The organism is Borborobacter xinjiangensis (genome assembly GCF_047739745.1).
Taxonomy (GTDB): Bacteria; Pseudomonadota; Alphaproteobacteria; order Rhizobiales; family Rhizobiaceae; genus Pseudaminobacter.
Genome location: NZ_JBLLVA010000003.1, coordinates 1 through 12,121, shown reverse-complemented (window position 1 = coordinate 12,121; position 12,121 = coordinate 1). Strand labels below are relative to the sequence as shown.

Genomic DNA, 12,121 nt, shown 5'->3' with positions numbered 1-12,121 from the left:
GCAAGGCCGAAGCATCATTACGGTTGAGGTACGCCGTGCTTTCGTATCTGAATCCGCTCACCGGTCGGATGCCGCTTGATCTTGCAGTTGCTCAGGCTGTTTAGGTGCAAAGCACAAAACTCTTCGCATGGGCACAAATCTGTGGCACATCGCCTGAGATGACGTTGGGGAAGGACAATCATGAGCGCATCGGCAGACATCAAGGCACTGACCCCGCCGGATATCGCGCGCCGCAAGGGCGCCACGCCACTCGTCTGCCTCACCGCCTACACGACGCCCGTTGCACGTCTGGTCGACCGGCATTGCGACATCGTTCTGGTCGGCGACAGCGTCGGCATGGTGCTGCACGGCCTTTCCTCGACGCTCGGCGTCACTCTCGACATGATGATCATGCACGGACAGGCGGTGCGGCGCGGCGTCGAGCGCGCGCTGATGGTGATCGACATGCCCTTCGGCAGCTATGAGGAAAGCCGCGAGCAGGCTTTCCGCAACGCCGCGCGCATCATGGCCGAAACCGGCTGCGGGGCGGTGAAGCTCGAAGGCGGCGAGACCATGGCGGATACGGTGCGCTTCCTTGTCGGACGCGGCATTCCGGTGATGGCTCATGTCGGGCTGACCCCGCAGGCGGTAAACACGCTGGGCGGCTACAAGGTGCAAGGGCGGGGAGAGGACGCACAACGTGTCCTGCGCGATGCGGTGGCGGTCGCCGAAGCCGGAGCATTCTCCGTCGTGCTCGAACAGATGACGGAGCCTCTCGCCCGCGCCATCACCGCAAAAGTGGCCATCCCGACGATCGGCATCGGGGCATCCGCCGCCTGCGACGGGCAGGTGCTGGTCGTGGACGATATGCTTGGCATGTTCACCGACTTCCGCCCGAAATTCGTCAAGCGCTATGCCGATCTGGGCCGCGAGGCCGATGCGGCGATCGCCGCCTACGCAGCGGAAGTACGCGAGCGGCGATTCCCGGCGGACGAGCATGTTTCCGCCGACGTCTCGCAGGGTGAAACCGGCGGCAAGGGAGCATCGACATGACCGTGGCGATCGTCCGTTCGACAACCGAACTTCGATCGACCATCGCCGCGTGGCGTGCGCAGGGTGAAAGGATCGCGGTGGTGCCGACGATGGGCGCCTTGCATGCGGGGCATCTCAGCCTTGTTAGTGCCGCGATGAACCTTGCCGACCGGGTGATCGTCACGCTTTTCGTCAACCCCAGGCAGTTCGGCAACGCCACCGATCTCGCGACCTATCCGCGAACCGAAACGGAGGACGCGGCCAAGCTCGGTCCGCTCGGCGCACATCTTCTCTATGCGCCGGGCGAAACGGAAATGTATCCGGCGGGCTTTGCCACGACCGTTTCGGTGAGCGGCGTCAGCGAAGGTCTTTGCGGGGCTTACCGGCCCGGCCATTTCGATGGTGTCGCCACCGTGGTGACCAAGCTTTTCCTCCAGACAGGAGCCGACATCGCCGTTTTCGGCGAGAAGGACTTCCAGCAATTGCATGTGGTTCGGCGCATGGCCCGCGACCTCGATATTCCAATCGAAATCGTCGGCTGCCCGACGGTGCGCGAGCCCGACGGGCTGGCGCTTTCCTCGCGCAATGTCCGCCTCTCGAATCGAGAGCGCGAGATCGCGCCGAAGCTGGCAATGATAATGTCGGATGCGGCACGAAAGCTCGTGTCCGCGATCGCGGCCGAACCGATTCTCCAGGAAGCGAAGGCGGCAATCGTCGCCGCCGGTTATCGAGAGGTCGAGTATCTGGAACTGCGCGCCGAAGATGACCTTTCGCCGCTTAAGCGCGCTGACAGGCCGGCGCGCCTGCTGGCGGCGGCATGGCTCGGGCAGACGCGGCTTATCGACAATGTCAAAGTTGGCCCGCCGGGTTCCGCCTGACTAACGCCGACAGTCCCCTCTTTAGAGACCTTATCCTCTTGTTTTCGGCTCTCGTGAGCCGCGAAAACTGTGCGCTCCCGCCTCGACGGGGCGTGCAGCCGACATCATTCGTTTGCGCTCCGCAATCAGATGTGGAGAAAGTCCTTTTTGAAAATTTGCACTTTGCTATGATGAAAAAAACATTCATGGTAGTTGAAATCGGTTTTTAAAACTGGTACCGATTGAGATAGAAAGACACGGAAGGAGGACATAGGTCCATGTGTGGGATTGTCGGACTGTTTCTGAAGGACAAATCGCTGGAGCCGCAGCTCGGCGCTCTGTTGTCCGAAATGCTCGTTACGATGACCGATCGCGGCCCCGACAGCGCAGGCATCGCCATCTATAATGCGGCCGCGGGCAATCGCGGCAAGATCACCATTCAGTCGCCTGCTGCCGAGGCCGATTTTGCCGGTCTGGACAAGGAGCTTGGCGAGAAGATCGGCGAGTCGGTGAAGATGCTGGCGAAGTCGACGCATGCCGTGCTGGATGTGCCGGCAGCGAAGCTTCAGGAGGCTCGCGAGGCTGTCCTGGAACTGCGCCCGAACGTGCGCATCATGGGCATCGGCGAAGCGATTGAAATCTACAAGGAAGTGGGTCTTCCCGAGGACGTCGCCGACCGGTTCGGTCTTTCCGGCATGAGCGGCACCCACGCCATCGGCCACACACGCATGGCGACTGAATCGGCGGTGACGACGCTTGGCGCGCATCCGTTCTCGACCGGCCCCGACCAGTGCCTCGTGCACAATGGATCGCTGTCCAATCACAGCAACGTTCGTCGCGAACTCATCAAGAAGGGCATGAAGTTCGAGACCGAGAACGACACCGAAGTCGCGGCAGCCTACATCTCCTCGAAGATGGCCGATGGTCTCAACCTCGGCGAAGCGCTTGAGAGCAGCCTGAACGACCTCGATGGTTTCTTCAATTTCGTCGTCGGAACCAAGAACGGCTTTGGCGTCGTTCGCGACCCGATCGCCTGCAAGCCGGCGGTCATGGCGGAAACCGATCAGTATGTGGCATTCGGTTCGGAATATCGGGCGCTTGCCAATCTGCCGGGCATCGAGCAGGCCAGGGTCTGGGAGCCTGAGCCGTCGACGGTCTATTTTTGGGAGCATTGATCCATGCACACGACAAATTCCGCACTTGCGGTATCCCCCGATCTCGGGTCCGAGCCGAGGGTCTTCGACCTTGCAGTAACGACTTTGCGCGAACTCAACCAGGCGCTTCACGACAATGAGCGCGGCTCCAATCATACCGCTTGGGAAGTATTGAACCCGAAGGGTGGTCATGCGGTCGCGGCCGGCGTCGACACCCCGATCAATGTCGATATCCGTGGCAGTGTCGGCTACTACTGTGGCGGCATGAACCAGGAAGCCACGATCACCGTGCACGGCTCGGTTGGTCCCGGCTGTGGCGAAAACATGATGTCGGGCGAAATCATCGTCAAGGGCAATGCCAGCCAGTATGCCGGTGCGACCGGTCGTGGCGGTCTGCTCGTCATCGAAGGCGATGCGTCTTCGCGCTGCGGCATTTCGATGAAGGGTATCGATATCGTCGTTCGCGGCAATGTCGGTCACATGTCAGCTTTCATGGCGCAGTCCGGCCACCTTGTGGTTCTGGGGGATGCCGGAGACGCGCTTGGCGACTCCATCTATGAAGCAAAGCTGTTTGTGCGCGGCAAGGTGAAAAGCCTTGGTGCCGACTGCATCGCCAAGGAGATGCGGCCCGAGCACATCGCCAAGCTGCAGGAGCTTCTTGATCGTGCTGGCATCAAGGATGCGAAGCCTGAAGAGTTCACTCGCTATGGGTCGGCTCGCAAGCTTTACAATTTCAACATCGATAACGCCGCCGCATACTGAGGCCAGAATATTATGACCTATCAGAACCCGCCGACGACTCCGCGTAAATCCGCGACCTTCGATGATTACACGATGTCGGAAATCCGCCGCGCAGCGGCAACCGGTATCTATGACATTCGCGGCAGTGGCGCGAAGCGCAAGGTGCCGCATTTCGACGACCTCCTGTTCCTGGGCGCATCGATTTCCCGCTATGCGCTTGAGGGCTACCGTGAACGGTGCGACACCAATGTCGTTCTGGGCACCCGCTTCGCCAAGAAGCCGATCGAACTGAAGATCCCGATCACCATCGCCGGCATGAGCTTCGGCTCGCTGTCCGGCCCCGCCAAGGAAGCGCTCGGCCGTGGCGCCTCGTTGTCGGGTACGTCGACGACGACGGGTGACGGCGGCATGACCGAGGAAGAGCGCGGTCACTCCGAGAAGCTGGTCTATCAGATGCTGCCGTCCCGTTACGGCATGAACCCGCGCGACCTGCGCCGCGCCGACGCCATCGAAGTGGTCGTTGGCCAGGGTGCGAAGCCCGGTGGTGGCGGCATGCTTCTTGGTCAGAAGATTTCCGACCGCGTTGCCGAGATGCGCACGCTGCCCAAGGGCATCGACCAGCGTTCGGCCTGCCGCCATCCCGACTGGACCGGTCCGGACGACCTCGAGATCAAGATCCTCGAAATCCGCGAAATCACCGATTGGGAAAAGCCGATCTATGTGAAGATCGGTGGCACGCGTCCTTACTACGACACCGCTCTTGCCGTTAAGGCGGGTGCAGACGTGGTCGTGCTCGACGGCATGCAGGGCGGCACCGCCGCAACGCAGGAGGTGTTCATCGAGCACGTCGGTCTTCCGATCCTCGCCTGCATCAGGCCTGCCGTTCAGGCATTGCAGGATCTCGGCATGCATCGTAAGGTCCAGCTCATCGTCTCCGGCGGCATCCGCAATGGCGCGGACGTGGCCAAGGCACTGGCGCTCGGCGCCGATGCCGTTGCGGTCGGTACGGCGGCGCTCATTGCGCTCGGCGACAACGATCCGCATTGGGAGAGCGAGTATCAGAAGCTCGGCACCACTGCCGGTGCCTATGATGACTGGCATGAAGGAAAGGACCCTGCTGGCATTACCACGCAGGATGCGGAACTGATGAAGCGTGTCGACCCGGTTGCAGCCGGACGCCGACTGGCTAACTACCTGAAGGTGATGACGCTCGAAGCGCAGACTGTCGCGCGTGCTTGCGGCAAGAACCATCTGCATAACCTGGAACCTGAAGACCTCTGCGCCTTGACGGTCGAAGCTGCCGCCATGTCGGGTGTTCCCTTGGCCGGAACCAAGTGGATCCCCGGTCAGACACAGTTTTGATGCAGGGCTTGGGGAGGATCATACTATAGACGCCGTCCAATGACTGGCAGGGAGGAACATTGATGGGCACGACATTTGAGAACAAACTTGACAATGGCGTAACGACCGACCTCGAGGCGTTCGCCAGGGCTCGGAACGTGAAATATTTCATGGTCACGTACACCGACCTTCTCGGGTATCAGCGTGCAAAGCTGGTTCCGACCCGCGCCATCGCGGGTATGCAGAAGGACGGTGCCGGGTTTGCCGGATTTGCTGGCGGCATGGACATGACGCCGGCGGACTCCGACATGTTGGCGGTGCCGGACCCGGCATCGGCCATCCAGCTTCCCTGGAAGCCGGAAGTTGCCTGGGTCGCTTCGAACTGCGTAATGGAAGGCAAAAGCGTCGATCAGGCGCCGCGCAACACCCTCAAGCGTCTTGTCGAGGAAGCTGCGGCGCAGGGTATCCGGGTCAAGACCGGTGTTGAGCCGGAATTCTCCTTCGTTTCCTTTGACGGCAAGGCTTTGTCGGACGAGCACGACAACTCCAAGAAGCCTTGCTATGACCAGCAAGCCTTGATGCGTCGCTTCGACATCATCCGCGAAGCCAGCGACGCCATGCTGGAACTCGGCTGGGAACCGTACCAGAACGACCATGAAGACGCCAACGGCCAGTTCGAAATGAACTGGAAGTACGATGACGTTTTGACGACGGCCGACAAGTACTCCTTCTTCAAGTTCATGATCAAATCGCTGGCGGAAAAATACGGTTTTCGCGCCACGTTCATGCCGAAGCCATTCCCAAATCTGACGGGTAACGGTTGCCACGCGCACATCTCGGCATGGGATCTGTCCGGCAAGTCCAACGTGTTCGCTGACGACAGTTCGGCGGATGGCTTGTCGCAGAAGGGCATGTACTTCCTCGGCGGCATCATGAAGTACGCCGCCACCATGACGGCGATCATCTGCCCGACGGTAAACTCCTACAAGCGTATCAATGCGCCGCGCACGGTTTCCGGCTCCTCCTGGGCGCCGAACGCGGTCACCTGGACCGGTAACAATCGCACGCATATGGTGCGCGTGCCCGGACCCGGCCGCTTCGAGCTGCGACTGCCCGATGGCGCCGCCAATCCTTACCTGATGCAGGCGGTTATTCTGGCTGCCGGTCTGAAGGGCCTTCGCGACAAGATCGAGCCAGGTCCGCGCAGCGACATCAACATGTACACCGAAGGGCACACCATCAAGGATGCTCCGAGGTTGCCGTTGAACCTGCTCGACGCTCTGCGTCTCCTCGACGGGGACAAGGAATTCAAGGCCGCGCTGGGTGAGGATCTGGTCAACGGCTTCGTCAAGATGAAGACGGCGGAATGGAATTCCTACGTCTCGCATCTCACCCAGTGGGAACTCGACCACACGCTGGACTGCTAAAACCAGCGTACCTGGAATCGGAACAGCAGGCCGCGTCGCGGAATTAAAAGTGATGAAATACTCGATTTTTTCCTTGGCGCGCGCCGCGCTTTCCGGTCACAAGTCTTGGGCACGCACCTGGCGTGACCCGGCTCCGAAAAGTCACTACGACGTGGTGATCATCGGTGGCGGCGGCCATGGTCTGGCAACCGCCTACTTCCTGGCCCACACCTATGGCATCAAGAATGTCGCGGTGCTGGAAAAGGGCTGGATCGGCTCCGGCAATGCCGGCCGAAACACCACCATCATCCGCTCCAACTACATGCTTCCCGGCAATGTCGGCTTCTACGAGCTTTCGATGAAGCTGTGGGAGCAGATGGAGCAGGACCTCAACTACAACACGATGGTCAGCCAGCGCGGCATCATCAATCTCTATCATTCGGATGCCCAACGCGACGCTTTCGCACGGCGTGGCAACGTGATGCGCATCAACGGCATCGACGCCGAGCTGCTCGATGCCGTCCAGATCCGCAAGGTTCTGCCCTTCCTGAACTACAACAATGCGCGCTTCCCCATTCAGGGCGGCCTGTGGCAGAAGCGGGCTGGCACGGCGCGTCACGATGCAGTGGTCTGGGGCTATGCTCATGCTGCGGACGGATACGGCGTCGACATCATCCAGAATTGCGAAGTGACCGGGTTTGTTCGCGATGCGAACGGCAAGGTGACCGGCGTCGAGACCTCGCGCGGCAAGATTGGCGCCGGCAAGGTCGGCATGTCGGTGGCCGGCAGCTCCTCCCGCGTGGCGGCAATGGCGGGCCTCAGACTGCCGATTGAAAGCCACGTGTTGCAGGCGTTCGTTTCGGAAGCCATCAAGCCGCTTCTTCCCGGTGTCGTTACCTTCGGCGCAGGGCACTTCTACGTCAGCCAGTCGGACAAGGGCGGTTTGGTTTTCGGCGGCGACCTCGACGGCTACAATTCCTATGCCCAGCGCGGCAACATGCCGACCATGGAAGACGTCTGCGAGGGCGGCATGGCGCTGATGCCGATGATCGGCCGCGTTCGCCTGCTGCGTCAGTGGGGCGGCATCATGGACATGTCGATGGACGGTACGCCGATCATCGACCGTTCGCCGATCGACGGTCTCTATGTCAATGCGGGTTGGTGCTACGGCGGCTTCAAGGCGACCCCGGCAGCAGGTCTCACCTTCGCGCATCTTCTGGCGCGCGACGAACCGCACCAGGAAGCCAAACGCTTCCGGCTCGACCGCTTCCAGCGCGGCGCCATGATCGATGAGAAGGGCCAGGGCGCCCAACCCAATCTTCATTGAAGAAACAGAATAGGACAGTCGGAAATGCGCATAGCATGTCCATTTTGTGGAACGCGCGAGAATGGTGAATTCACCTATCTCGGCGACGCCAAGCCGAAGCGCCCGGTAGTGACCGCGCTTGAAGGAGACGGCGCGAACGGGCAGGAAGCAGCGTTCTACGACTATGTCTATCTGCGCGACAATGTCGCCGGCGACATGAGTGAATACTGGTATCACGGCGGCGGCTGTCGCTCGTGGCTGATTGCCGAGCGCAACACGCTCACCCATGAAATCAAGTCGGTGCGCCCTGCGCCCGGCGCAGGGGCCGCATCGCCAAAGGCGGACGCCAGATCATGAGCAGTTCACAATCTCACCAGGGCGCGCTTGCCCTGACTACAGCCGAAGCCGAGAAGGTCGACAACGTCGCAGCGGCTACGCGCCAGTCCCATCGCCTTGCCAATGGCGGTCTGATCGACCGCTCGGCGCCGCTTACCTTCACCTTCGATGGCGCCCAGATGACCGGCTATGCCGGCGACACGCTGGCCTCGGCGCTGGTCGCCAATGGCGTGACGCTCGTCGGCCGCTCGTTCAAGTATCACCGTCCGCGCGGCATTCTCACCGCAGGCTCCGAAGAGCCGAATGCGCTGGTCGAATTGCGCAGCGGCGCGCGGCGCGAAGCCAACACCAAGGCGACCACGATCGAGCTCTACAACGGCCTGGAGGCGCAGAGCCAGAACCGCTGGCCGTCATTGCGCCGCGACGTGATGGCGATCAACCAACTGTTCTCGCCGATCTTCGTCGCTGGCTTCTACTACAAGACGTTCATGTGGCCGGCGAAGTTCTGGGAATCGCTCTACGAGCCGGCTATCCGCCGCGCCGCTGGCCTTGGCCGGTCAAGCGGTCTTCCCGATCCGGACCATTATGACAAGGCGTGGGCGCATTGCGATGTTTTGGTCGTCGGCTCCGGCCCGGCTGGCCTTTCGGCAGCACTTGCCGCCGGCCGAAGCGGCGCTCGCGTCATCCTGTGCGAGGAAGATAGCCGGCTTGGCGGCCGCTTGCTTTCCGATCGCGGCGAAATCGACGGGTCACCCGCGCGCCAGTGGCTCTCGGCGGCCCTGGCCGAACTTTCATCTCTGCCCAACGTCCGCATCATGGCCCGTACGGCCGTGTTCGGCGTCTATGACGGCGGCACCTACGGAGCGCTCGAGCGGGTCAACGATCATGTCGTGGCGCCTGCCAAGCATCAGGTTCGTCAGCGCCTCTGGCGCGTTGTCGCCAAACGCTGCGTCGTCGCTGCCGGTGCGGTCGAACGTCCGATCGTGTTCCCCGGCAACGATCGTCCGGGCGTCATGATGGCTTCGGCGGTGCGCACCTATATCGAGCGCTTTGCGGCGCAGCCGGGTAAGCGCCTCGCGGTGTTCACCAACAACAGCGACGGCTGGAGGACGGTCGAATCGGCGCTTCGTGCCGGCATCGAGATCGCCGCCGTGGTCGATTCGCGGTCGCGTGTTCCGGAAGAATACCAGGTCCTGGCTAAGGCCTCCGGCTTCCCGTTGCTCAACGGCGTCGTCAACGATGTCGCCGGCGGCGTTTCGGGAATAAGCAAGGTTAGCGTCGCCCAGGCAAACGGCGGCACGACGCAAATCGCCGTCGATACGCTCGCCATGTCGGGCGGCTGGAATCCGAATGTCGGCTTGGCGTCGAATCATCGCGGCCGCCCTGCATGGCGCGATGACATCGCTGCTTTTGTTCCGGGCGAGTGCCCGACGGGCATGGTCGTGGTCGGTGCCGCCAATGGCGATCTTTCGCTGGGCGCCTGCCTGCGGCTCGGCCATGCGGCGGGCGCTGCGGCTGCCGCTGAAAGCGGTCACGGGAAGAAGTCCGGCAACGCGTCGAGCGCGGCTGAAGAGGCGTTCTCGATCACTCCGCTGTGGCATGTCGACGGCAAGAAGGCGTTTGTGGATTTCCAGCACGACGTGACGGCTTCCGATGTGGCCTTGGCGCAGCGCGAAGGTTTCGAGTCCGTCGAGCACCTGAAGCGCTACACCACGCTCGGTATGGCAACGGATCAGGGCAAGAATTCCAACGTCACCGGCCTCGCCATCATGGCGCATGTCAGCGGACGCTCGATTCCGCAGACTGGAACGACGATCTACCGTTCGCCGCAGGTGCCTGTCGCCATTGGCGCCTTGGCCGGTCATCACCGCGACGAGGCGTTCCACTCGACTCGCCTCACGCCGTCCCATCACTGGGCTGCCGAGCGCGGTGCCGTCTTCGTCGACACCGGCTTGTGGAAGCGCGCCCAGTGGTATCCGCTCGCGGGCGAGAAGGACTGGCTGACCTCGGTCAATCGCGAGGTCCTGGCCGTCAGGAACGGCGTTGGCTTTTGCGACGTCTCGACCCTCGGCAAGATCGACGTGATGGGGCCGGACGCGGGTGTCTTCCTGGATCGCGTCTACATCAACGCATTCTCTTCCCTTGCCGTCGGCAAGGCCCGCTACGGCCTGATGCTGCGTGAGGACGGCATCGTCATGGATGACGGCACCACGTCGCGGCTGGCCGAGGATCATTACTTCCTCACCACCACCACGGCCAAGGCCGGACCGGTGATGCAGCATCTGGAATTCTGCCGCCAGGTCCTGTGGCCGGAACTCGACGTGCAACTTACCTCCTGTACCGACCAGTGGGCGACGTTCTCGATCGCCGGTCCGAAGACCCGCGATCTGCTGCGCGAAATCGTCGATCCGTCCGAAGACCTGTCCAACGAGGGCTTCCCGTTCATGGGCGTGCGCGAAGTACCGCTTCGCGGCGGCATGTATGCCAGGCTGTTCCGGATCTCCTTCTCGGGTGAGATGGCGTTCGAGATTTCGGTGCCGGCCCGCTATGGCGACGCGCTGGCCCGCAATCTGATGATCGCCGGCAAGCCTTTCGGTGTCACCCCTTACGGGACCGAGGCGCTCGGCGTGATGCGTATCGAAAAGGGCCACGTTGCCGGTCCCGAGCTCAACGGCACCACGACGGCGGCCGATCTCGGCCTCGGCAAGATGATGTCGAAGAAAAAGGACTTCATTGGCCGTGTCATGGCCGGACGCGAGGCGCTCGTGGCGGAGGACCGTCAGGTCGTCGTCGGCATCAAGCCGGTCGACAAGACGCGGCGGCTGCGCTCTGGTGCGCATATCATCCCCAAGGGGGCTATCGTCGGACCGGAGACGGATCACGGTTATGTCACCTCTGTCTGCCACTCGCCGATGCTCGGCCAGTGGGTCGGCATGGGCCTGGTCGAACGTGGGCGTGAGCGCTTCGGTGAAATCGTGCGCGCACATGATCCGCTGCGCGGCGAGGATTACGACGTCGAGATTTGCAATCCCATCTTCTATGACCCCGAAGGAGGGCGTCAGCGTGCCTGATTTCGTCTGGACCGCACGGTCCCCGCTAGAGCAGACAGTTGTTCCTGGCAGCCTTGGTGTTGCGGGGCAGGCTGGCGTGAAGCTTTCCGAGATTCGCGATTTCAATCTCGTCCAGATCATGACCCGGCGCGGAAAGTCCGCGGCGGCAGCCAAGGCCGTCAAAGCGCATTTCGGCGTCGCCGGGCCTGCCAAGCCGAACACGGTCGCGGCCGGCAAGAGCGTCCTTATCTGGTCCGGACCCGATCAGGTAATGGCACTGTCGGCGCGCGGCACCAGCATTCGCCCTCTCGATACGATGCGCGAGGCCTTTGCAGGCATCGCGTCCCTGTCCGATCAGTCCGACGGGCGTTGCATGGTCCGCGTTTCGGGCCCGCGCGCGCGCGATCTGCTGGCCAAGCTGTCGTCGATCGATCTGCACGACAGCGTCTTTCCGGTCGGAGCGGCGGCTGCGACCTCGATCGACCACACGGCGGTCAATCTCTGGCGGGAAGCCGATGCCAAGGATGGATCGCCGACTTACAGCATCCTGTTCTTCAGCAGTTTTGCCGACAGCCTTTGGCACACGATCACGGATTCGGCTGCCGAGTACGGCATCGAGGTGGCAGCGCCGCACGGCCTCGACTCATAGGGCCGCCTTAAACACAAGTTGCTTCGACGAAAGGGCGGCGATTTTGCCGCCCTTTCGCTTTTCGGCGTTGCGTTTGGCGCAGCTTGGTCGTGTTGTCCTGCGCATCGCGACAGCGACATCGGAGGCAGCATCCTGGCGGAGAAGGGGAGGGACTTTCGGCGTGCGCTACCGCCTTGATCTTTGCAGGTAGGCCCAAAACAAAAAGCGAAAGGCCCGCCGGTTTGGCGGGCCTTTTGCTTGGATGCGGTCGTGGCGGGGCTGGGTGCGCCG

10 protein-coding genes are annotated in these 12,121 nt (G+C 62.1%); all 10 read left to right on the top strand.

What is annotated here, in order from left to right; translation table 11 throughout:
- The first annotated feature begins 180 nt into the window (after window positions 1-180).
- Window positions 181-1,032, top strand: a complete 852-nt coding sequence (panB, locus tag ACLKMW_RS04560) for a 3-methyl-2-oxobutanoate hydroxymethyltransferase (RefSeq protein ID WP_415723212.1) — start codon at window positions 181-183, stop codon at window positions 1,030-1,032.
- Window positions 1,029-1,889, top strand: a complete 861-nt coding sequence (panC, locus tag ACLKMW_RS04555) for a pantoate--beta-alanine ligase (RefSeq protein ID WP_415723211.1) — start codon at window positions 1,029-1,031, stop codon at window positions 1,887-1,889. The genes panB and panC overlap by 4 nt, the downstream gene beginning before the upstream one ends.
- Window positions 1,890-2,146: 257 nt before the next feature.
- On the top strand, window positions 2,147-3,043 hold the full coding sequence (locus ACLKMW_RS04550; protein WP_415723210.1) for a class II glutamine amidotransferase: 897 nt from the start codon (window positions 2,147-2,149) through the stop codon (window positions 3,041-3,043).
- Between the two features lie 3 nt (window positions 3,044-3,046).
- Window positions 3,047-3,784, top strand: coding sequence for a GltB/FmdC/FwdC-like GXGXG domain-containing protein (locus tag ACLKMW_RS04545; protein ID WP_415723209.1), 738 nt, complete (start codon window positions 3,047-3,049; stop codon window positions 3,782-3,784).
- Window positions 3,785-3,796: 12 nt separating this feature from the next.
- Window positions 3,797-5,125, top strand: coding sequence for an FMN-binding glutamate synthase family protein (locus tag ACLKMW_RS04540; RefSeq protein WP_415723208.1), 1,329 nt, complete (start codon window positions 3,797-3,799; stop codon window positions 5,123-5,125).
- A 62-nt stretch (window positions 5,126-5,187) separates the two neighbouring features.
- Window positions 5,188-6,531, top strand: a complete 1,344-nt coding sequence (gene glnT, locus ACLKMW_RS04535) for a type III glutamate--ammonia ligase (protein ID WP_415723207.1) — start codon at window positions 5,188-5,190, stop codon at window positions 6,529-6,531.
- 52 nt (window positions 6,532-6,583) lie between these two features.
- Window positions 6,584-7,837, top strand: coding sequence for a sarcosine oxidase subunit beta family protein (locus tag ACLKMW_RS04530; RefSeq protein ID WP_415723206.1), 1,254 nt, complete (start codon window positions 6,584-6,586; stop codon window positions 7,835-7,837).
- Between the two features lie 24 nt (window positions 7,838-7,861).
- Window positions 7,862-8,173 carry a sarcosine oxidase subunit delta gene (locus ACLKMW_RS04525; RefSeq protein WP_415723205.1) on the top strand — a complete coding sequence of 104 codons (312 nt, stop codon included), beginning with the start codon at window positions 7,862-7,864 and terminating at the stop codon, window positions 8,171-8,173.
- The gene (locus tag ACLKMW_RS04520) at window positions 8,170-11,223 is read left to right on the top strand and encodes a sarcosine oxidase subunit alpha family protein (protein ID WP_415723204.1); all 3,054 of its coding nucleotides are present in this window, start codon (window positions 8,170-8,172) and stop codon (window positions 11,221-11,223) included. Before ACLKMW_RS04525 ends, ACLKMW_RS04520 begins: the two co-directional genes overlap by 4 nt.
- Window positions 11,216-11,851 (top strand): sarcosine oxidase subunit gamma, encoded by a 636-nt coding sequence (locus ACLKMW_RS04515; protein WP_415723203.1) that lies wholly within the window; start codon window positions 11,216-11,218, stop codon window positions 11,849-11,851. Before ACLKMW_RS04520 ends, ACLKMW_RS04515 begins: the two co-directional genes overlap by 8 nt.
- Window positions 11,852-12,121: the final 270 nt, after the last annotated feature.